The sequence below is a fragment of the Nostoc sp. S13 genome, assembly GCF_029379315.1.
Classification (GTDB): domain Bacteria; phylum Cyanobacteriota; class Cyanobacteriia; order Cyanobacteriales; family Nostocaceae; genus Nostoc.
The window spans coordinates 1-22,043 of record NZ_JAQYWQ010000024.1 but is presented as its reverse complement, the minus strand read 5'-3'; the positions used below and the strand labels follow the sequence as shown (position 1 = coordinate 22,043).

The 22,043-nt window shown below is 42.9% G+C and carries 21 protein-coding genes and 1 pseudogene; 8 read left to right on the top strand and 14 right to left on the bottom strand.

Going from position 1 to position 22,043, the window contains the following annotated elements; genetic code table 11:
* Positions 1-142: 142 nt before the first annotated feature.
* Positions 143-2,446, top strand: a complete 2,304-nt coding sequence (locus PUQ00_RS10515) for a DUF3488 and DUF4129 domain-containing transglutaminase family protein (protein ID WP_300415941.1) — start codon at positions 143-145, stop codon at positions 2,444-2,446.
* 22 nt (positions 2,447-2,468) lie between these two features.
* Here PUQ00_RS10515 and PUQ00_RS10510 read toward each other — a convergent pair whose 3' ends face one another.
* The 9 genes and pseudogenes from PUQ00_RS10510 to PUQ00_RS10480 all read right to left on the bottom strand — a co-directional run bounded on the left by PUQ00_RS10510 (position 2,469) and on the right by PUQ00_RS10480 (position 7,412).
* Positions 2,469-2,819 carry a DUF5615 family PIN-like protein gene (locus tag PUQ00_RS10510; RefSeq protein WP_300415870.1) on the bottom strand — a complete coding sequence of 117 codons (351 nt, stop codon included), beginning with the start codon at positions 2,817-2,819 and terminating at the stop codon, positions 2,469-2,471.
* A gap of 4 nt (positions 2,820-2,823) precedes the next feature.
* Positions 2,824-3,153 carry a DUF433 domain-containing protein gene (locus PUQ00_RS10505; protein ID WP_300415868.1) on the bottom strand — a complete coding sequence of 110 codons (330 nt, stop codon included), beginning with the start codon at positions 3,151-3,153 and terminating at the stop codon, positions 2,824-2,826.
* Positions 3,154-3,189: 36 nt separating this feature from the next.
* Positions 3,190-3,384: a helicase-related protein gene (locus PUQ00_RS32780; protein ID WP_366145953.1), complete on the bottom strand. Its 195-nt coding sequence runs from the start codon at positions 3,382-3,384 to the stop codon at positions 3,190-3,192.
* Positions 3,365-3,979 (bottom strand): phospholipase D-like domain-containing protein, encoded by a 615-nt coding sequence (locus PUQ00_RS10500; RefSeq protein ID WP_300415866.1) that lies wholly within the window; start codon positions 3,977-3,979, stop codon positions 3,365-3,367. Before PUQ00_RS10500 ends, PUQ00_RS32780 begins: the two co-directional genes overlap by 20 nt.
* 201 nt (positions 3,980-4,180) lie before the next feature.
* A complete protein-coding gene (locus PUQ00_RS10495; protein WP_300415864.1) occupies positions 4,181-4,978 on the bottom strand; it encodes an ABC-2 family transporter protein in 798 nt (265 codons plus the stop codon).
* Between the two features lies 1 nt (position 4,979).
* Complete coding sequence (locus tag PUQ00_RS32775) at positions 4,980-5,366, bottom strand: ABC-2 family transporter protein (RefSeq protein WP_366145952.1); 387 nt, start codon at positions 5,364-5,366, stop codon at positions 4,980-4,982.
* A 70-nt stretch (positions 5,367-5,436) separates the two neighbouring features.
* A pseudogene (locus PUQ00_RS32770) lies at positions 5,437-6,051 on the bottom strand (ATP-binding cassette domain-containing protein); the annotation flags it as partial.
* 82 nt (positions 6,052-6,133) lie between these two features.
* Positions 6,134-6,652, bottom strand: a complete 519-nt coding sequence (locus PUQ00_RS10485; RefSeq protein WP_300415860.1) for a GNAT family N-acetyltransferase — start codon at positions 6,650-6,652, stop codon at positions 6,134-6,136.
* A 79-nt stretch (positions 6,653-6,731) separates the two neighbouring features.
* The gene (locus tag PUQ00_RS10480) at positions 6,732-7,412 is read right to left on the bottom strand and encodes a uracil-DNA glycosylase (RefSeq protein WP_300415858.1); all 681 of its coding nucleotides are present in this window, start codon (positions 7,410-7,412) and stop codon (positions 6,732-6,734) included.
* Positions 7,413-7,606: 194 nt separating this feature from the next.
* Here PUQ00_RS10480 and PUQ00_RS10475 point away from each other — a divergent pair, with 194 nt between their 5' ends.
* Positions 7,607-8,305, top strand: a complete 699-nt coding sequence (locus PUQ00_RS10475; protein WP_300415856.1) for a phosphoribosyltransferase family protein — start codon at positions 7,607-7,609, stop codon at positions 8,303-8,305.
* Positions 8,306-9,189: 884 nt separating this feature from the next.
* On the opposite strand, the gene PUQ00_RS10470 is transcribed toward PUQ00_RS10475, so the two are convergent.
* A complete protein-coding gene (locus PUQ00_RS10470; RefSeq protein WP_300415854.1) occupies positions 9,190-10,290 on the bottom strand; it encodes a tetratricopeptide repeat protein in 1,101 nt (366 codons plus the stop codon).
* Between the two features lie 1,022 nt (positions 10,291-11,312).
* Between PUQ00_RS10470 and PUQ00_RS10465 the strand changes: the two genes are divergently transcribed.
* The 5 genes from PUQ00_RS10465 to PUQ00_RS10445 all read left to right on the top strand — a co-directional run bounded on the left by PUQ00_RS10465 (position 11,313) and on the right by PUQ00_RS10445 (position 14,833).
* Positions 11,313-11,606: a hypothetical protein gene (locus PUQ00_RS10465; RefSeq protein WP_300415852.1), complete on the top strand. Its 294-nt coding sequence runs from the start codon at positions 11,313-11,315 to the stop codon at positions 11,604-11,606.
* 116 nt (positions 11,607-11,722) lie between these two features.
* The gene (locus PUQ00_RS10460) at positions 11,723-12,334 is read left to right on the top strand and encodes a thioredoxin family protein (RefSeq protein WP_300415850.1); all 612 of its coding nucleotides are present in this window, start codon (positions 11,723-11,725) and stop codon (positions 12,332-12,334) included.
* 356 nt (positions 12,335-12,690) lie between these two features.
* A complete protein-coding gene (locus PUQ00_RS10455; protein WP_300415848.1) occupies positions 12,691-13,410 on the top strand; it encodes a cytochrome c biogenesis CcdA family protein in 720 nt (239 codons plus the stop codon).
* 101 nt (positions 13,411-13,511) lie between these two features.
* Positions 13,512-14,108: a cytochrome b/b6 domain-containing protein gene (locus PUQ00_RS10450; RefSeq protein ID WP_300415846.1), complete on the top strand. Its 597-nt coding sequence runs from the start codon at positions 13,512-13,514 to the stop codon at positions 14,106-14,108.
* Between the two features lie 8 nt (positions 14,109-14,116).
* Positions 14,117-14,833 (top strand): molybdopterin-dependent oxidoreductase, encoded by a 717-nt coding sequence (locus PUQ00_RS10445; protein WP_300415844.1) that lies wholly within the window; start codon positions 14,117-14,119, stop codon positions 14,831-14,833.
* A 196-nt stretch (positions 14,834-15,029) separates the two neighbouring features.
* Here the strand turns inward: PUQ00_RS10445 and PUQ00_RS10440 are convergent, their stop codons facing one another.
* The 4 genes from PUQ00_RS10440 to bchH form a co-directional block, all read right to left on the bottom strand.
* The gene (locus PUQ00_RS10440; protein ID WP_300415842.1) at positions 15,030-15,161 is read right to left on the bottom strand and encodes a hypothetical protein; all 132 of its coding nucleotides are present in this window, start codon (positions 15,159-15,161) and stop codon (positions 15,030-15,032) included.
* On the bottom strand, positions 15,161-15,382 hold the full coding sequence (locus tag PUQ00_RS10435) for a type II toxin-antitoxin system HicB family antitoxin (protein ID WP_300415840.1): 222 nt from the start codon (positions 15,380-15,382) through the stop codon (positions 15,161-15,163). The genes PUQ00_RS10440 and PUQ00_RS10435 overlap by 1 nt, the downstream gene beginning before the upstream one ends.
* A gap of 28 nt (positions 15,383-15,410) precedes the next feature.
* Positions 15,411-16,178 (bottom strand): hypothetical protein, encoded by a 768-nt coding sequence (locus PUQ00_RS10430; RefSeq protein WP_300415838.1) that lies wholly within the window; start codon positions 16,176-16,178, stop codon positions 15,411-15,413.
* A gap of 134 nt (positions 16,179-16,312) precedes the next feature.
* The gene (gene bchH / locus PUQ00_RS10425; protein ID WP_300415836.1) at positions 16,313-20,068 is read right to left on the bottom strand and encodes a magnesium chelatase subunit H; all 3,756 of its coding nucleotides are present in this window, start codon (positions 20,066-20,068) and stop codon (positions 16,313-16,315) included.
* Positions 20,069-20,690: 622 nt separating this feature from the next.
* On the opposite strand from bchH, the gene PUQ00_RS10420 reads away from it, so the two are divergent.
* Positions 20,691-21,632, top strand: coding sequence for an N-acetylmuramoyl-L-alanine amidase (locus PUQ00_RS10420; RefSeq protein WP_300415834.1), 942 nt, complete (start codon positions 20,691-20,693; stop codon positions 21,630-21,632).
* Positions 21,633-22,043 lie beyond the last annotated feature (411 nt).

Below are 22,043 nucleotides of genomic sequence, written 5' to 3'. Positions count from 1 at the left end.
GTCTTCTTCCCTCTCCATGTCTTTCTTGATCGCTCATTTTTTATTTGACACAGTAGTAGGGTAGGCAATTATGTCCCCCGGATTGTGTGTGTTGCATCTACATTATTGCTTCGCTTAGACTCAAATGTTTAACTTATCCAGGATGAATCGGTTTTGGCCTCTCTCTGTAGGTAATTTCTGGCGGCGAAATCCGCAGAGGTGGCCTTTAATGGAAGTGGAAGATTCAATTTCCTTGCGGGTGCTGGTGCTAGCGTTGGTTATTTTGGGAATTGTGGCGACGGATATTGCCGCCGAGACTTCATTCAGTTTTTGGGCGTTCCCGCTGAGTGCAGTGGGTGCGATTTGGAGTTATTATCGTCGCCGCGATGCTAATGTTGCAGTTAAGTTCTGCATCGCCATCGGAATGTTAGTAGCACTAGGTGCTTTCTTTGGGCGGTTAGTGGGAGAGTTGAATGATACGCGGTTGAGTTTGGCAGAGTTATTGATTCAACTACAGGTGTTACACAGCTTTGATACACCCCGCCGCAAAGATTTGGGCTATTCGATTGTTATCGGACTAATTTTATTGGGTGTGGCGGGAACCCTAAGTCAGACTTTAGCATTTGCACCTGTGCTGTTGTTATTTTTAGCGATCGCTCTACCAACTTTAGTATTAGATTATCGCTCCCGCTTGGGTTTGCAGCCATTAAAAACTCAAAAGGAAAAATCCGATCAGAAGAATTATTCAACTCTTAATTTTAAATTTTTAATTCTGAATTTTTTGCTAATTGTCGGTCTGGGGCTGGCAATTTTTGCTATTTTACCCAGATTTCCTGGCTATCAATTACGAACGTTTGCTGTAAGTTCTACTATTCAAGTAAAAGGAAATTTCACCGGACGTAGTATCATTAATCCCGGTTATGTCCGCCAAGGTAAAGGTAATAATCAAGGCAGTGGTAGCGGTGGTACGGGACAAAATCAAACTGGTGAACCAGGTAAAGTAGATAATAACTTTTATTACGGTTTTAATAGCCAAATTAACCAAAACCTGCGGGGCGAGATGAAACCCAAGGTTGTAATGCGGGTGCGATCACAAGTTGAGGGTTTTTGGCGAGTGCTAGGATTTGACCGTTATACAGGTAAGGGATGGGAGGTTTCCCGGAATGAAGATGTTACGACTGTTAGGCGATCGCCTTGGTCTTACCAAATTTTTCTTTACCCATCTGTGATCGTTGGTAAAAGCCAAGATGTAGTACAAACTTATACAGTGGTGTCGGATTTGCCTAACCTAATTCCAGCGATGACTTATCCGAAGGAGGTTTACTTTCCCACACCACTGATCGCTGTTGATAAAGAAGACGGATTGCGATCGCCTGTAGAATTATCAGAAGGTCTCACCTACACAGTAATTTCCGCAGTACCATACCGCGATCGCACTTTGTTAGGTAAAGCTTCTACTAATTATCCCCAATACATTAAAAAGTATTATCTGCAAATCCCTCCCGAAATTGCCGAAAAAGTCAGGCAACGTACCGAAGAAATTCTCGCTAACTACAATCAAGAAGGAGTCACCAAGTTTTCTAAAAGCCTGGATTCACCCTATGAAAAGGCTCTCTACTTAGCTCAATACCTAAAGCAACACTATTCTGTTCCCCACAATCCCTTAGAATTGCCTTATTTGAGTGAAAAAGAAGACTTGGTAGAAACTTTTTTGTTCAAGCAAAAAGGAGGCTATCCAGACCACTTCTCGACAGTTCTCACGGTGATGCTGCGTTCTATTGGCATCCCAGCGCGGTTAGTCGCGGGGTTTAGTGCCGGAGAATTTAATCCATTTACAGGGCTGTATGTTGTCCGTAATACTGACGCATACGCGATGACGGAAGTGTATTTTCCTAAATCTGGTTGGTTTGCCTTTGACCCCATTCCCAATCATCCCCTGATTCCGCCATCTGTTGAAGATACTCAGACTTTTAGTGTGTTGCGCCAGTTGTGGCACTGGGTTGCTGGATGGTTGCCCTCTCCAGTGACAGGTTTGTTGAATAATGTATTTGGGACAATATTGAGTTGGGTGATTAGAGCGATCGCTTGGTTTTTAGCTTTATTCTCTCAAGGTTGGTTTGGCGTATTGACTGGCTTAATCTTGGCAACCACAGCAGCTTTCTTTGGTTGGCTGGGTTGGGGTCAGTGGCGAGAGTGGCGCAACCGTCGATGGTTAAAGAAATTGCCAGCAATGGAAAGCCTTTATCAACAAATGCTGCAATGGACAACCCAAAAAGGTTTAGGCAAACATCCAGCACAAACACCTTTAGAGTATGCCAGAGGATCATACCAGCATCATGCCCCAGCAACGGCTGAGGTAATTGATGAGATTAGTCAAGCCTATGTTAGTTGGCGTTACGGTGGTCATACGCCTAACTTGAAGCGACTGCGAGAAAGATGGCAAGGTTTGAAAAAAGCTCCTAAGTAACTTAAGACTTCCTATAAATTACTCACAAAGGTAGATAGAGTACAACTCCCTTCCATTCTGCTTGCTCACTACAATCAACAAGGAGTAGTAATTCATCAATTGCCTGTCTAATGGGCATCCGGTCATTAACTACAAATAATCCTGACATCGGCTTTCCCATTACCAATCGCTCGTAAACAAAGTCTGGCATTGTTGCACGGTCATGGGTTAAAATAATGCGCTCATTGGTTGCTGCCCAATCTAGAATCGCTGGATCGTCTACTTCCCGTAAATCAACGTCTTGCACCCGAAGTAAATCAAGATTGGGTTGACGCAGAAATAACCCTCGAACTATATCGCCATTAAAGTTTTCATCGCTTAACAAGCTCAACATAACTTTAAGATTGTTGTTGAGCCAACAAGCGAGAACGAATGAGACTCAAATCAGGTTGAACACGAGACAAACGTTGCTCTACAGATTCAGCTAACTGTTCTCTGTGATTAAGGTATGTTTCTACAGTGTTTTGATGTCGAAGATAGTAACCAATAGTGCTGTAAACATCGGACAATGATAGCGTCGAGTACCTCTGGACAATAGACTCAGGGGATGCGCCATCCTGAAAAGCTCGGATTACGAACTCTAGCAAAACCCTTGAATTGCCAACTCGAATTGCTCCGGTTTCATCTTCTCGAAGAGGGGGTCTCTCACGTTCTAAGACGAGGCTCATGGGCTAATTTCCCTGACTGCTTGACGTAATGGTAACTTAACTAATGATTATGATTGCGGTCATTCTCAACACTCTACCTGCCCTTTGAAATAGCTCATCGGCTCCTTCAGGTGGATCATAATTAACAACTGTATCAGCATCTTGTAAATTAACACCCAAACCATCTGCATCAGTACAAATTAGTACATCATACTCTCGGTTGGCCTTGTAATTATGAGAGCGTGGCGAAATTAAGCCAATCCTCTAACTTTTTGATCAGTTCAGCCAGTAAATCTTGGGCATTTTGAGCAACATCATCATACCAATTTGTGAACAAACAGATCCGCTCAGAATCGTGGCTAACGCTCACTTGCTCTGCTGATTGGCAAAGTCCTCTACGACTGTAGTTTGATGAACCATGCCATATTAGCTTTGAATCACAGATGTAAAATTTACAGTGAAAAGGCACTTGCATTTTGCGGGCATCTCGAATAATGAAGCGTCCGGACTTCATGCGTTCAACTAATTCAAAAACTGTTCTCCAGAGATCTGTATCACACTGCCCCAAATCTGCCGTAATCTCATCAATGACAGTGGCTTTGACATGCTTTCCTTCTTCCCAACCCACTAGGATTTGAAATTGCACCTTTGATGCCACATATTTACGACCCAACTTGTATCCAACCAGGCTAAAGTAAGCACTAGCAATACGAATTATATTTTGAGCTTCTGGAAAATAGGCTTTGATAAACTCTAATCCTACACCAGAGCCGACACCTGCAATAGGTTGACCATCAGGATTAGACTGTAAAACAAAAGCTAACTTTGATTTTGACTTGCGAGGCATGAGGGAATGTTACTAATTTCAGCAATACCTTTCTATTATCTATTTTATTGATACATGTGTACTATAATTTAGCGATTGCGCGTGCAACTCAAACTTACCTCAACCTGGACTAACATCCAGCAGGCTAACTATTTATCCAACCGTATTTTCGCGGTCTAGCACTGGAATAACGCATTTGGTATAAAAGTCGCCAACATAAACTCAACCTCGCATCTGCATCAAATTTCCTGAGGAGTAGAGACGCAAACCGTAGTAAAACACACCTGCACCAATCAACAGCACGGTAGTTGATCCAGCCACAGCTAAAACAGCATGAGTCAAAGATAGCGATCGCAATGCCTCAATCGGCAAATAAGTCACAAATCCAGCCGGAATCAACGTGTATAGCAGTAGCTTCACCGTTCCCTCAAACAAACTCGCTGGATAGGTACTGAAGGTAAGCATGGCATTTCGCCACTGTTGTGTCAGTCCTTCGGAATTGCCCAAATAAAAGCTGAGGCTACCTGTCAAAATATTAAAGCCTACGAACAACGTCGCCACTGAAACTGTCAACCCAGTGAACAACGCCAAATGCACTGCATCAGGCTTGACAAAAAACAAATAAACCCCATACCCAAATAGCATATCTCCCCAAGATGTCGCATTCATCCGCCCTAGCAGTAGGTGCGGTAAAAGCGCACGAGGGTACAACATCCACACATCCAACTGTCCTTGGACAATTAAACTTGTCAGTTGCAAAGCGTTACCGCAAATAGTATGAGCTAAACCAAACCCTGTTGCGGCGATCGCCCAGAGAGTAACTACATCCTGCACCGTCCACCCGCGTAGCACTGGAAAGCGTGTGAAAAACAGTCCCCAAAATGTCACCCACACAAGGTTATTAAGTACCATTGCCACGACTTGCGTCAGGAACGCGCCGCGATATTCTAAGTGAGCGTTCAGATTCAGGCGAATACAAGCGCCAGCTAATTGTAGGTAGGAAAGTAAACGCCAGAACATATCAACCTCCATGCGCGTGGATACGTTTAACTGCCGTGCGGTACACAAGGGCCACCAACAGAGCCAGCACAGCGATGGCAACTCCCTGCCGCACTAACAATTGACTGGCAAAAGCTAGGTCGGGATGCACAAATAAACGCGCCGGGCCATACAAAATACTGGCAAAGGGTAGAGCTTGTAGTATTGGCTGCCAGGCTTCTGGTAGCAGTTCCAAGGGAATCAGCATCCCACCCAAAATCATCATCAACCGTGAGTAAATGAGCATTAGCCCGGTGGTGTTTTCCAGCCAAAAAGCTCCTAAGCCCACTAAGAAGGTTGCCAAAAAATCTAGTACAAATGCCAGTGGTAGAGCCAAGGTATTGGCGGCGCATTGCCGAAACTTTGTCATCAAGTACCACATGCCCGTGATTAATTACCACTACTCGTTGCGCTACTTGTTCAATGTCGCCGGCATCGTGGCTGGTGAGAAACACCGTTACCCCCTCATTGCGGTTCCACTCGCGGATGAGGTCGCGTAATTTCTGACGAGCAATTACATCCAGTCCAATTGTGGGTTCGTCGAGGAATAGTACTTTAGGTGCATGGAGTAAGCTGGCTGCTACTTCTGCTCGCATTCGCTGACCTAAAGACAATTTACGTACTGGAGTATTCCAGAACGGGCTAAGGTCAAAACGCTCAACGAGTTGGTCACGACGTTTGATGTATTCTTGCCGATTAAGATTATAGATTCGCGCCAGTAACTCTAAGGTATCGCGGGGAGGTAGGTGATACCATAACTGCGATCGCTGTCCAAACACTACCCCAATCTGATAAGCCAGTTCGCGCCGATTTCGCCAAGGGTTTAATCCTAGTAACTGTGCTGTGCCAGATGTGGGCTGTAGTATGCCTGTCAACATCTTGATTGTAGTGGACTTCCCCGCCCCATTGGGGCCGATAAAGGCGATTGCTTGACCATCTCGAACGCTCAGACTAATGCCATCTACGGCGACAATCTCTTTGTGAGTGCGGTTGCGTCCCCAACCCCTACTCAGAGTGAACCTCTTGGATAAATTTTCCAGTTCTACGGCTGACATCACCGATGAACCCCTTCAGGTGATTTTGTACTACAATTATAATACAATAATCGACAGCATAATAAATAAATTGCTCACATCACTATTGCACCCTATCAGTATTGTCAAAACAGTGTATCGTTCCTCGCCAATCGTCAACCTCCATTACCGTTTCTGTAAATTTTCCGGCTGTGTACTCTGCAATCACACGACTCCAGAATTTTCGAGCAACTACATTTGTGGTTATCTCATGGATCTCCCATTTCCCGCAAAATCTATCAAAGATTTGAAAGGCGACATTTTTACCAATCCCTTGTTGTCTGTACCTTCGTAAGATAAAGAATTCTGCGATTGAATACTGACTGCCTGGAATGTAAGTGTACTGATTCACCAAAACGAATCCGGCAAGCTTTCCCCCAACGCGCACAATGAAGGGGTAGCGATCGCGAAGCGTGTGCGAAGCACTCTCGCTTTCAACCCAGTAGTAATCTAGGTATGGATAGCCAAAGTAACCATGCTCATTAAGATGCTTGTTTTCAAACTCTGAAAAGTCATATTGGTAAAGCTCCATCATCTGCTGGATGAGTGGTTTGTCGTCTATTGAAGCTGATAAAACTTCCACATACATATCAATGGAGGTGACATACTATTCTTTCGACGACCTCAATGCCTGGCTAGATATTTTAAGCAAGTTGACCAAATTAGCTGTTATTTTGGATTTCGTCTAACTTGGCACGCACTGCCTGAATATCCTGCCACATCAACCATTTCGGCGCACCTCTTTCCTTAGAAGGGTTACGCAGCAAGTAGGAAGGATGAAAAATTGGCATACATAAACGCTCTTCCCACTCCAACCACTGTCCGCGAATTTTCGTAATCCCCCGCTTATCGCCAGTGATACTTTTAACAGCAGTTGCACCTGTTAACAGAATGATTTTCGGGTCAACAAGGCGAATTTGTTCTAGTAAGTAGGGTAGACAAGCCGCCACTTCCACAGGAGTAGGAACTCTATTATCTGGTGGGCGGCATTTGTTGATATTGGCAATGTATACATCATGCTCAGTAGTCAGATTCACAGATGCCAAAATTTTCTCTAGCAATTGCCCTGATCTGCCGACAAATGGTAAACCAGTTTCATCTTCATTTTGACCAGGCGCTTCCCCTATAACCATAATTGGGGCTTTGAGATTTCCGCGTCCGACAACAGCATGAGTCCGAGTGTCTCCCAATGGACAACGGTGACAGTGATCGCAATCCTGTGCCAACTCCGTTATGCTGGAATAAGTTCCCGGAGCGATCGCAATTTTCGCGTCTGTAGGAATCAGTTCTCGTTGGTTAAAGGTTGAGTCGTCGAAGAGGCTGAGTTGGGTTTCGCTGCTCATGAAAATCAAGATTTTGGCATCATCAGCACCAGCTGTCTTATCTGAGTTAAATACTGCTCTGGTTGGAGATTTATCAGAATAAATAGACTTTTGCTGAATACTTATTATTTATACAAATCTTATTGTATCAGTTAATTTGAGACAAAATTCAGTCATCATAAAAGCAGTGCCGTCCTAAGATGCTGGGGGAAACCATGTCACATACCCCATTTTTCGCCGATCGCACCCATGCGGGTGAGGAATTGGCGCGAGTGATTCATGATGTTTTGACTCAGCAAGCTGTTGATTCTGGGGTAAAGCCTGTACCAATTGTTTATGCTTTGCCAAGAGGGGGTGTACCAGTAGCAGCACCAATAGCACGTCTTTTGGATTGTCCGTTGACAATTGTTGTGGCGAAAAAGATTAGCCATCCAGAAAACCCAGAGTTAGCAATTGGTGCAGTCACGACTTCCGGGAATGTTCTTTGGACTGATCAAAAGCTCTTTCGCTCTAAACATGATGCCCAGAGGCGGGAAGTAGCTTTAAATAAAGCGATTAATCAAGCTAAGTCTCTTGAGGCTCAATTAATTTCTGCTTGTCCGCAGGTGAATCCAAAGGATGCCACACTGATCTTAGTTGATGATGGCATTGCTACAGGTATGACAATAGCGGTAGCGGCAACTGCTCTCAAAATGCTTTCTCCAGCAGCAGTTTGGCTATGTACTCCAGTAGCGCCACCAAAATTGCTACCCTGGTTAGAACAGTGGGGCGATCGCACAATTGTCTTGGAAACACCAGAACCCTTTTGGAGTGTGAGTAATTTTTACGCCCAATTTCCCCAAGTAGATACATTAGAAGTTCTCGTATATCTTCAGCAACAAAAGACAATGGAGGGAATTGACCTGTGCGAGTAATTTTGAATTTTGAATTGTTAATCGTCCCGATAAACTTCTCTACACAGATTAGCCACAGCCTAGTTATTACAAATAGTTGTCAATTGTTAAATCCGTCCGCTTTTTCTTTTTCAGAATAACTGTGATCGCCAAACTCATCAGAGCCTGTTCACGTCGCTAAGACGACTTAGTTTAACAGATACCTAAATTTTTCTTTTCGGATCTTCAGTTTGAGAGTTACAACGCCAAAGCGTTTATTCCACCGTATGTATACGCTGGTTTTATTGATTAGGTTTTCTTATTCAATCTAGTAAAAACTTTTGTATTATTAATATCTGTTTCAACCATAGGAAAAAGGCTTGATATAATCCTTAATCGAGCCTTTTTCCTATCGTGCTTTTAATTATAGCATAATCTTGAGCATTTGTCAATGCTTTTAAAAGATACTTACTTTTTTTTGGCGAATCAACCACTACAGCTATTGTAGCTATATCATTTTGAAAAATTCGATAAGTGCATGGATTAAGTTTCTCTCAGGACTTACGCAACTGGCACAAGCGACGGTGCGTAAGTCCTGGAGAAGACTCGCTATCAGTTGGGGATTTCGACCCGCCACTACGAAAGTTGACCACCAAATCGTAGATTTGGTGGGGTCTAAAAAGAGTCTATTCATCCGCTTTTTCGGTCAAAATACCTTTCCTGTATTCTGACCACTGACACCTTTATTCTGTTTCGATAAAGAAAATCTGACTAGGGAATAGGGTAAAAGCAATGCCTCTTGTAGGCGGTCTTTTAACTCAGCACCCAGCACGCGCTAAACCTGAGTTATCCGCTAACGGAACTCAGCACTCTTCATGAGTCACCTTGAAAGGGCTAGTTCTGGAATTGTTTCCCTGTCTTGCTTTTTAACTATTTGGAGATGTTTCCTGCTGGTATTGCATAGCTTTGGCATAATCACCCAAGGCGTAGCAAGCGACTTTCAGACTGGCAAGAGCTTGTTCTTCACTGCGATGGTCTTTGATATTCCTAGCTAACTGCAAACGTTCTTCATAATATGTAATTGCTTTGTTATAGTCACCCAAAGCTTCACAAGCAACTCCTAAACTACCTAAAGATTGTTCCTCGCTACGCTTGTCTTGAGTTTCTTTGGCTAATTGCAATCGATCTTCATAATACTTAATGGCTTTAGCATAATCACCTAAAGCATAACAAGCATTTCCGAGATTTTTTAGCACCTGAGAAGTACTACGAACATTTTTTAAGGAGCGTGATATTACTACACACTGCTCATAATAGGCGATCGCTTTTGGGTAATTGTTCAAAGCATACCAAGCATTACCCAAATTCTTGAGTACCTGTTCCTCGCCCCAATTATCTTTGAGTTTCCGCACAATTTCTAGGCTTTGATGCTGGTACTCAATTGCCTGTGTAAAGTTGCCCGAAGCTTTATACACCAATCCCAAATTATTCAGTGCTGCTACTTGACTGCGTTTGTCTTGCAGTTGCTGCGTTATTTTCAAACATTTTTCCAGAAACTCAATTGCTTTTTGATGGTTATTTAGGTGACGGTATGCATTGCCTAAATGGGAAAGTGCTTGCATCTGCAATGCTAAATTTGAGGTTTCTTCGCTCAAAGACATACACTGTTGGCAGTAGGAGATAGTACCTTTGTAATCTCCAGCGCTGTAAGTTACCAATCCTAAAAAAGAAAGTACTTGTGCTTGTTTTTGCAAATCCCCAACTGCCTGAAACAGCCCCAAGGATTGTTGTAAAGACTTGATAGCCACGATTAATTCACCAGCTTGCTGCTGTTGAATTCCTTGCTGTAGTAGCTTGGACGCTTCTGATAAATGCTCGTCACTTTCCTGTGGAGATAGTATTTCTGCTTGGGAACCAGAGTCAAATTCATGGGTAATTGTATTACGCTTCACTGGTTTTAAAAATGTTATGGGTAATTGCAGGGGAACTGTATTTTTCGAGATGTTATAGCAACCGCCTTTAGACATCAACTCCTTCCCGTTAAGTCTAGTGGTAAATCTAGTGTTCCCAAAACCAGAATGTATCTCTCATCAGGCTGGTTTACCACAGCGTAGATTTAGCAGGGGTTAGTCAGCCCCAACTCTTGGAGACGCACTCGCGTTCGGGGAAGTCAAAAGTCACTCATTCAAAAGTTAAAAGTAAGAACCCCATACTTCGACAAGCTCAGTAACCATAAATAAATTTAGCGCCAAGTCTGAGCGGAGGTTTCCGACGCTCGCGGACTCGCTCTCCGTGGCGCTATCCGTTGGCACAGCCCGCCGCAGGCATCAGAACTTTGTAACAGAGGTGCTCTGTACGTTTTTATTTCTAGTCATTGGGAGCATCTCAATGAGTGTAAAAAGCCTTGTAAAACCTCACCCTATACCTCTCTGTGGGTTCGTAGAGAGAGCAAGAATCTTATTTAATAATATCCGAGTTTATTTATCGCTTAATTACTGTTGACAAAACTAACTTTGCCTTAACTTGTCGCGAATGAGGGTTAGTGGCCTATTAATTGGCAGGGTTAGAAACGCATTCCTGATTATGTTAAGTTGCGTTCATTCACTTCAGAATCAGGTTTCGCTGAGAGAATACCTAAATTAGGTGGTAGCTCTAAACTCCCATAATTGCCTGAGAAAATGCTGAGAATCAACTAAAATTTCTCAAGGGATAAATTTATGAAAATCATGGCTTAGTTTCAGAAAGGCTTCAGTCCTAACAGAGATAGTTTGGATATTCGGGATAACTCAAAGATCAGGAGTAATACAATCGCCTTTACTAATATTATTCAAAGTTGTATTAGAACCAAAGGCGTTATTTCATTGCAACGTAGATGCGATCGCTTCAGTGCGATGCCTACGGCGGCAAGCTACGCAGTAGTAAAAGTTTGATGAAGTCTTCTAGAAGAAGGCATCTTCTTTACGCCAATAGCCTTGATGAATCTGCCTGTAGTTTAGTTTCCTCTGATCAATCAATACAAAAAGAACTCTCCTAAGAACGAAAGAAGACTATGAACTGGAAAACACTTTCTTTAATTGCTGGTCTGATTTTAACTACCAGTCTCACTGCTTGCTCTAGCACTCCTGAAACCAACAATCAAATTGCTCCTGAAGCCTCTCCTGCTATGAATAAAGACAAAGCCGGCGATGCTATGGGTAAAGACAAAGCCGGCGATGCTATGGGTAAAGACAAAGCGGGTGGTGCTATAGGTAAAGACAAAGCCGGCGGTGCTATGGGCAAAGATGCTATGGGTAAAGATAAAGCTGGCGATGCTATGAAATCGCCCGCTTCCAGCAAGCCCTAGCCACAACTAGCTTTGCATCTCACTTTTCTAGTACTGAGTACTAGGGACTGGTTCCACGAAAATCTTGATTCCAATCCCTATACTTTGGCGCTTTGACCTCAACAGGAGAAATTCTGATGAATTACAACCTACTCCGCCGACGTCAGTTACTTTTTTACCTTGGGTTAGGGGTTGTCGGAATCGGTGCAGCCACAACAGCTTTTCCCAAGTTCAGAAAAGTGAATGCCCCTTCTATCTCTACTGCAAATCGTAACAATACGCAAGGCTCGGAAACTATTGCAGTGAAACCTCCAGTAGGCAACAGTTTGCCAGAGTTTCAGGGTATTAGTCAGTGGCTTAATTCTACACCTTTGTCGATCGCTGACCTCAAAGGCAATGTTGTTCTGATCCAGTTTTGGACTTTTGCTTGTATTAACTGCCAGCGTACTCTGCCCTACATCACTAGATGGCATCGGCAGTATGAGTCACAGGGACTCAAGGTGATTGGCATCCACACACCAGAATTTGCCTTTGAGCGAGATGCAAACAACATAAAAAAAGCATTAAGACAACACAAAATTACTTATCCGGTTCCGGTTGATAACGAATATAAAACTTGGAACGCTTACGACAATCAGTATTGGCCTCATATGTTTTTGGCTGACCGTCAGGGCTTGTTGCAATATGACCATATTGGTGAAGGGTCATATGAAAAAATAGAGCAAACTATCCGCCAGCTATTGAGGTAGAAAGAATTATGACCGAATTTTAGATTTTGGATTTTGGATTAAAAGATTCAAAACTCTCAAATCTAAAAAGGTTTCAGCAGCCCTCTGTGTTTTAACTATGGAAAAATCCCAAATCTTTAACCAGAGCCAATGTTTTAAGGCATGGGGTCAATCTAAATAGGAAGTTACGGAATAACGAACCGCAGAGGCACTGAGGGCACAGAGAGAAGTCGGAGCGGCGGCTTCCGCCGTTAGCGTCACGCAAAGCGAGTCCGCGAGCGTCTCTGAACTTCTCCCAAGGGGAGACGCTGCGCGAACGGTGGAAATCAGAGTTTGAGAGATATTTTGCGTAAGTCCTACTAAAATCCTTGCATTGTGTGACGACTTCTACTTTATCAATCAGTCTGGCGTTATTGGGGGGAGTTCTGAATGTGCTTTCCCCGTGTGTTTTACCGATTTTGCCTGTGCTATTGGGCCGATGTCTGACGACAAGCCGCTCCGCGTCTACGCTCCAATCGCATACTTACGGGCCAGTAGCACTGTTAGGGGGATTAATCGCTGGTTTTGCACTGGCAGGTAGTTTACTAGGTGTAACAGCAAGCTGGTTTACAGGCTTGGCTAATTTATTACGGAATGGTGCGATCGCACTGCTTTTATTTTTGGGATTACTGGCAATTTTCCCCACCTGGAGTTACCGAATATTTACTTATATTCCAGTTGGGAAGTGGGCTAAAAATAGTCCACGAATCGGACTCATGGGAGAGTTTTGGCTAGGTACTCAGTTGGGGCTTTTGTGGACTCCCTGTGCTGGGCCAGTTTTGGGGGGAATTTTAGTCCTAGCAGCAGTTAATCATCAAGTCGTAGGTGCATTTTGGCTACTGGTTGCTTATGGAATCGGAGCAGGTTTGCCTTTGTTAGCGATCGCCTACGGTGGACGATTACTCAGCCAACGAATTCTCAATCTCCGCTCTCATAGTGCAGCGTTGCAGCGAATTGGTGGCGTAGCGATCATATCCACAGCAATTGCTATTCTTCTCGGTTGGGATGTCCAGATACAACTTTGGCTGGCTCCGTTCTTTCCCACTCGATCTCTGTGAGACGTGCCAATTTTAGATTTTGGATTATAAGACCAAATCCGAAACTCTAACTGGGAAAAATATAAAAATCTAAAATCCAAAATCCAAAATCCAAAATTGGTATGACTTCATCAAAACGCAAAGTCCGCTCAACACCAAGTCAGACTTTTCTATCAAAAACCTTTCATTGGATTAATATCATCAGTCTCATCTTGATGATCGGTAGCGGACTGCAAATCTATAATGCTAATCCGGTATTTGGAGGGCGTGCAGGTTGGCATTTTCCTGACTTTATGTTGCTGGGAGGTTGGCTAGGGGGTGGTAGAAACTGGCATTTTGCTGCAATGTGGCTGTTTTCCCTGAACTTACTTTGGTATGGAATTTATATCTTTGTAACTCGTCGTTGGCAGCGTCGATTTGCTGATCGCAGTGACTTAAAAGCATTGCAAGTCAGCCAGAACCCCAAGCGCAAGAACTACGCATGGCATCGGCTAGTTTATACTGCGATCATACCAGTGCTGTTGCTAGCAATCTTCAGTGGTCTGGCGATGTACAAACCTGCTCAACTGCATTGGCTTTCGGGGCTGTTTGGTAATTGGCAAACTCTACGCACTGTTCACTTTATTACTGTTCCCACTGTCATACTGTTTACAATTGCTCATTCCTTACTTGCCCTGAAGGTAGGAAGCATCCGTCTAATTAAGTCTATGTTCGTGTAGAGGTACTTATGAGTCTGATTCTTCCCAAACGCACCCTATCCCGTCGCCAGTTACTGCAAGTATCTGGACTTTCAGGAGTAGGCTTTCTTTTAGGTGGCTGTGGGACAAATTTGTTCTCAGATAACGTGCGGCAAATATCTGAGCCACTAAACCAACGTCTTGAAGCACTCCTGCTATCTCAGAAACCTGTACCGGAATTTCCTGTCAGTGCCATAGAAGCAGACAAATTGTTGATTAATACCTTTGATTTCACCCCGCAAATTGATCCGGCGCAGTTTCGCCTGACGATTGATGGTGAGGTTAGTAACGCGATGCAATTGAGCATGGCAGATATTCAAAAACTTCCTTTGACTTCAATAGTAATTCGCCATGTCTGTGTTGAAGGCTGGGCGGCGATCGTTCAATGGGGAGGCGTGCGATTGCGAGACTTAGTAGCGCTGGTACAGCCGAAGTCAAACGTCCGCTATGTCTACTTTAAATCTGCTGATGGCTACTATGAAAGCTGGGATCTTGCCTCTGCTGTACATCCCCAAACTCTCATGGCTTATCAAAAGAATGGACAACCATTATCAGTTGATAATGGTGCGCCCATGCGCCTAGCATCTCCAGTTAAACTGGGATACAAGCAAAGCAAGTGGGTAACTCAAATTACATTCGTTAGTAATTTGTTACCGATTAAAGGCTATTGGGAGGATCAAGGCTATGAGTGGTTTGCAGGGCTATAGTCCCGCGATGTGTGACTTATTCTTTGAACCCCGAATTTGCTAAGAGACTTCCAATAAGAGTATCAAAGACTCATTACAGCTATTTATCAGGTAAATAGACCACGCGGGTAGGGGCACAGCATTGCTGTACCCCTACGACAGATGTGGTTCAAATACATGAAAACTGCTGTAAGTAGATAAACAAAAATATTTACAGTTATTGCGATCGCTTCATTTCGCTTTGCTGCGATCGCAATGACATTGTGTAATAAATCGTATACCTTCCACCCTCCCGAAGAAACAAATAGATGTTCTCTTCCAAATGGCGAATCAATTCACGTCTTTTCACTATAAATTGACAGTAATCTGTTCACGGACGACATCTTTACCGGAGAGTTGTTGCTCTGCGAGTTCCCGATTTGATATTAGAATTAACTCTATCGCTTCCCGTAGACTTTTTCTCGCTTCTTCCAGCGTTCTCTCTTGGACATTAGCACCTGGTAACTGTTGGACGTAACCGATATACCAATCATCTGTCTTTTCAAATACAGCAGTAAAAGAGTTTTCCATACCCAAACCCAAATGCCTCACTTCAAATCTATAACTGTATTAGCTTTTGCATTCCAGCTACAACAATTTCTGCTAGGTTATCTGATAAAGTTAGGAGTGGCTTTTGGAGTCCCCATTCCTTAACTTTAGTTGCTGAAAAAGCGCCATGAGCAGTTGCATTCCGCAGTGCTTTAGCAAGTCTTACAGCCTCAACCCAGTTAGAAACAGGTTGAGATTTAACTATCCAATGTTCGATGATTTCTTGATCTCCCTTTCCAAGACTGAGAAAATCTGTAAGTGCGCTCGTTCCTTCAATCGATGGATCTTTATTAAGCCATCTTTCAAGATTCACCCTTGTTGACTTCGGTGGATTTAATGGATTATAGTTATTTGCTAAGTCGCATTGAACAGTGAAATCTTTAATACTTTTTGTATTCAAACCTCCATTACCTTTTGTCAGCAACAATGTTTTTATAATAGTTTCAAATCCACCCCAAGTCATTACAAGTTGCCACTGAATACCACGTGCTTTATGTGTATCATTGGGTTTGTCTTCGCAGTTATGACCAATAGCAGGCTCCTCCCATTCTAAGCCAGATTTAATCAGATAAAATCCTTTTGATAAAGCTTGGATAATATCACAAATATGGTCTGAGTTGTCTGAATGAGTCTGGTTGAAGTAGGAAAGCCTCCGCTGTATATCCTTGCACTTGGCTGGATCATTTATCCAAGATTCATGGGAACCCAAAAAGTACCATAGTTCTCGCCAGACATCTTCAAGATGTGTCGATATGTTCAGAGGATTTTCAATAACCATAATTATGAATAATATTTGGTTGTCATACAAAAATACACAAAAACAGCAGATTTTTAAGGGAGGTATTCTGCATGTAAATGTGTTTACTTATCTTAGTTAGACAGTTTCCATATTCATTCAGTATTTATACTGGATTAAACAACGACCCCTTCTAATTCTTCATCTGTCAACTCATACAACTGGCGTAACTTATCTAACTTATCATCATCAGCTTGCCAGAAACCGCGTCCATGCGCCTCCAACATTCTCCCTAAAATATTGCGAAAAGCTTCAGGATTTGCCTTACGTAATTTCTCCGCCATCTCTGCGTCTAAGGCATAAGTATCAGCCGCTTGGTCATAAACCCAATCATCAGTAAAATCGGCAGTGCCACCCCAACCAATTAACGCCGTCATCCGTTGGGAAATTTCAAACGCACCACCAGAACCTTGATTCGCCATCGCTTGCGCCCATTTGGGATTTACCAACTTAGTGCGATACTCCATTCGCAGCAAATCATCTAAATTGCGGGGTGTAGTATCTTTCGAGAAGCTTTCCACAAAGCTGGTTGAAACCTTCTTACCGCGTTGTTTTTCTGCTGCCCTTTTCAAACCGCCGGTATTAGCGTAATATTCTTGAATATCGGTTAAACCATATTCTACCGAATCGATTTCTTGAACAATGCGATCGCTAGTTTTTAACAACGTGTTCAACACTTCCGGTCTAGCTTGACCTTTATCTTCTCTCCCGTAGCTGAATACATTGCGACTTTGCCAAGTATTGCCTAACTCCTCGCCAGATTCCCAGTTACCATCAACCACTGTATCATTCACCAAAGAACCAAAATCACCCGCCGGATTAGAAAACAATCTCGCCGATACATTTTCTACACCTTCGGCTTTTAAAGCTAAAGCGTGTCTTCTAATAAAATTCTGATCTTCCGGTTCATCAGCATCAGCCGCCCGTTGAAATAAATCATCCAACAATTCGATAATATTTACAAAACTATCCCGGAAAATCCCAGACAAATTACCCAACACATCAATGCGGGGATGTCCAACTTCCGCCAATGGCTTCAATTCATAACGAACAACTCTACCAGTACCTTCCTTAACAGGTTCAGCCCCCACCAATTCCAACAGAATCCCCAGAGATTCGCCCTTAGTTTTAATCGCATCCAATCCCCAAAGCATCACCGCCACAGTTTCAGGATATTTCCCATATTCATCCAAATGCTGGGCGATAATTTTTTGAGCAATTTCTCGTCCCCGTTCATAAGCCGCAGGTGAAGGCATCCGATAAGGGTCTAATGCATGAATATTCCTCCCAGTCGGCAAAACACCAGCACCATCCCGCAACAAATCCCCACCAGGCGCAGGCGGAATATATTCCCCATTCAACCCCCTTAACAAATTTGTTAACTCATCCGTAGATTGCATCAACAAATCCCTTATTAACCTTTCCTCCTCTCTGTGTTCTCCACGCGGCAGTTGCTTCAAGTCGGGGAACCCGATGCCAGTTCCTTCAACGGGGGGAACCCCCGCAACGGACTGGCTCCCCAACGCACTGCCTTGCCTCTGCGGTTCGTCCCCAAAATAAGCCTCCAAATACGACCCCAACTCCTCCTCATTCGGTGCTTCCCCCAAAGTATGCAACCCAGAAGAAAACAACCGATTTTCTACAACTTGCAAATATCCATACAACTCCACCAAATAATCATCAAAAGCATGAGTGCTAAACATCCGAATATTTTCGGGAGTAAACGCAATCCCCAACCTTTTAGCATCCTCAAACGGACAATCTGCATCCAACCCAGAGTCCACAATTTTTTTACAAATCGCTTCCTTCAAGACATAATTCTTTTGTGGATCTTCACGATACTCCGAAATCAAATCTCGCAATGCTACCAATTCCTTATATAAACCTGCACGACCATAAGGCGGTACATTATGAGAAATTAACACACCATAACCGCGACGTTTTGCCAACATCGATTCCGAAGGATTATTCGCCGCATATATATATAGATTAGGCAAATTTCCTAACAAAATATCTGACCAAGAATAACCCGTATTACCCAAAGGAGAACCAGGCAACCATTCCACCGTTCCATGCATCCCAAAATGAACTAAAGCATCAGCTTGAAACTCATTTTGCAGCCATTTATAATAAGCAACATATTGCGGATGGGGCGTTAAATCTCGTTCAAACATTAAGCGCATCGGGTCGCCTTGTATACCTAAAGGTGGTTGTACACCTATCCAGACATTTCCTAATTGCACACCACCAATCTGGAATTCGTCGCCATAGGTTTTAATTCCAGTCTTGGTGAGAGATTTCCATTGTTTTTGGATACGGGAGGTTTGCAGATATCCCAACCATTTTTCTAGAGTACGGACGTTAACGGACGCGGGGATATTTTTTGTATCATCAAAAGTTTCATCCGCTTCTTTTACCCAGCGAATCAATTCTTCCCCATCTTCCGGCAAATCTCCGACGGTGTAACCTTGTTCTTTAAGTGCGTGGAGAAACTTCAAAAGACTACGCGGCACATTTAATAATGCAGCTGTGCCCACAGCCCCATAACCGGGAGGAAACCCATATAAAATGATCGCAATCTTGCGTTCCGATGCCGGTTTTTGTCGCAAAGCTACCCAACTTTTCACCCTACCAATTAATCTTTGTACCCGTTCGGGAACTAGATAAATATTTTCCCCCACCAAACCACCGAGGGGAACGGTATCAATAGCACCATCTAATTCTGGTAACGCGTACAACACGACACTTTGCAATCCACCGATACCTTGGCGCGTCCACGAAGAAATATCTTGAATTAATAGTGGTGCAGCAACAATATAAGGTACGTTCTTGGCAGTAAGGATGCGCTTTGCAACTTCCACCTGACGCCCAGCTTCCATTGAACCAGCCGGGCCACCCACCAGAGGAAAGCCAATTGTAGAAACGATCGCATTCACTTTTACTGCTTCACTAGATAGTGAGGGAGTCTCAATATTATCTAGTTGTCGTTGTTGAATTTCATAGTCGGTTGTCATCCAATCTCGTACCGCCACATGTCCTTCCACGCCGTTGATGAAAATGGGCAAAGGAGTTAACCCGGCAGATTCAAAACTGCGAATTAGTTGGGGAATGTAGGGTTGTTTGGTGATAACGTGTTTTCGGTAGAGTAAAATTCCGATAATCGGTTTTGTGGAGACGCGATTCATCGCGTCTCCACAATAGGTTTTATACCATTCCAGATACTCGCGGGGCGATTCAAAAAACCCTTGATAGTCGGGGTGGAGTAATCCGATGTTGGGGGTTTCGATTAGCGGGGGAATGTCGCCGACTTTTAAACCCAAGTATTTTTCTGCCAGTGTCCAGAATAATGAAGCGACGTTTTCTGAACCGCCAGCATTCCAGTAACCATAGATAATTAACCAGTTGCGTAAGTCTTGGACTTTTTGCACTGGCACGTATTTCAGTAATTTGGGGCCAATTTTTAAGAAGCTGATGTAACCAGCGAGTTTGTCTTCTTCTCGTCCGTTGCTAAATTTGTCAAGGATGAATTTAACTGGTTTGGGCATTCCTTTGGGATTGTCGCCAATGGCAAAGTCACCCAACTTGGTTAAACTCATCAATTCCAAGGCTGACTCAAACACCAGGCGGATGGGAATTTGGGCAATGCGACCGCGCAACCACACAACCTGGTCATAATCAAATAGCAGGCTACCGAAAAATACATCCGCGTCATCAAGTGCTGCTTCTACCTCGGTGCGAATGCTGGTAATATCGCGATCGCTAAATACCCGAATATCCAACTGTGGACAGCGAGAGTTAGCCAAAAAAGCTGCTTTTCTATACAAGTCAGCGTTGAACGATTCAAACCCAGCAACCAAGACGATGCGTTTCATGCCTGTAAGCTACGAAATATTTCTTTACTTAAATTTTAAACTGGCTCACAGGTTGATTGTTAAATATCTACCCACAGATTCCAGTCAGTAGTTCGTTGAGGTAGGGCGTAAATTCAGCTACCATCTCAATTAAATAATTCGTAATTCGTAATTAAGTTTTGCAACGGTGATTCAGACCCCGCCACAGAAGTTGCTGCCTGTAGAGGCTGGGGAATTAAACGCCCAAACTTTGTTAATAAGACTTGGAGCTTAAGCCTCTTGTTTAAGATTGGTAAACTTTCGTTACAGTGCACTAAGTACATTTATCAGCGTTATTATCTAAATAATGGAGGCAATTGCTGCATTTCAATTTATTGCAAAAATTAATGGGTTATTCCCGATTTTGATAAATTATAATAGTTGTGTTTTTAGTGACAATATACCTTTGAATTAGTGGATTTTACCAGACAAAATTTGCTGTTCAGGTTTGCACAAAAACTTATTTGGTCTACAAGCGTAGTAATGCTTAAAAGAATGCGGACATTGCTAACAAGTACTTCAAAAGTTTTATTAACAAAACTTTGTATCTATCATTAGAAGAGATTTGAACTAGTATAAAAATAAGTAAATTGAGGATGAAATCATGAAATTTGGAATTGATAGCGGGCACAATTGTCCACCAGATACAGGAGCAAGCGGGATTAAATTTGAGGATAATTTAACTCTAGATGTCGGTAATAGAGTTATAGCCAAGTTAAGAGCTTTGGGAAATGAAGTCGTAGTATGTAGACCAAGTAGTGCTCGTACAGTAACTGAATCGCTTTCAAAAAGATGTTCTACAGCTAATTCAAGTAAAGTAGATGTTTACGTCTCGATTCATTTTAACTGCTTTAACGGACAAGCTAATGGCACAGAAGTATATTCGACTAGCGATACGGGGACAAAAATCGCTAAACCTGTACTAGATGAAATCGTCAAGTTAGGATTTTTTAATCGCGGCGTTAAGAGTGGTTCCCACTTATATGTTCTGAAACATACAGATATGCCAGCGATTCTGGTTGAAGGTTGCTTTATCGATTCGGTCAAAGATATGAATCTTTATAATCCAGAAGCAATGGCTAATGCGATCGTCAAAGGCTTAACTGGTAAAGTGTCAAGTGTTCCTGTTAAACCCGTGCCAGATGAAGAGGAGAATGTAGATACAACTATTCTTAGACTGCAAAAGGCATTAAATCGACTCAAAATAACTGATAAAAATGGTACGGCGCTGGTAGAAGATGGCTTCACTGGGGCTAACACAAAATCTGCCGTAGGAAAATTTCAGACTATTGTTGGGGTTCAGCCGACTGGAATTACTGATGATGCTACATGGAATGCCATAAATCTAATTTTGGCAAAACGAATTATCAGACCAAACCATGCTGGTGGTGCAGTTGTCAGATACTTGCAATACCGTGTAGGTATTGAGCCTGATGGTGTCTACGGGCCGCAAACAGAGGTTGCAATTAAGAACTTTCAAAAGCAAAATGGTTTAAATGCTGATGGCATTTTCGGGCCTGCTAGTTGGCAAAAATTAATTGCTTAGACTGATAGAGAATTGCTCATCTGGATTATAAAACTATAGCGATCGCAGATGTAAATTTCTGCATCCTCTGGTTTAAGATGCCCACCAAATCTACGATTTGGTGGGCATCTTAAATACAATACCGTTTATTCAGACGCTCTCTACGAGACGCTACACTATTCACCACTCCCACAGAATTCATGCTGAATTCTGGTTAGATAAATTTCTTATCTAATAAAAATTAACATTTTGATTAAGTTGTGTTGATTTTGGGCGAATAATTCTCAATTATTTAACGAATTTGTTGTATTTGAAGGCTTGACTAAAAACAGTCACTTTTGATTTCTACAAGCCGCACACTCATGACTATAAGTCACGAGTTAGGCGCTCCATATTGAGCATGACTTTGTGTTACAATACCAGTGTATTTAA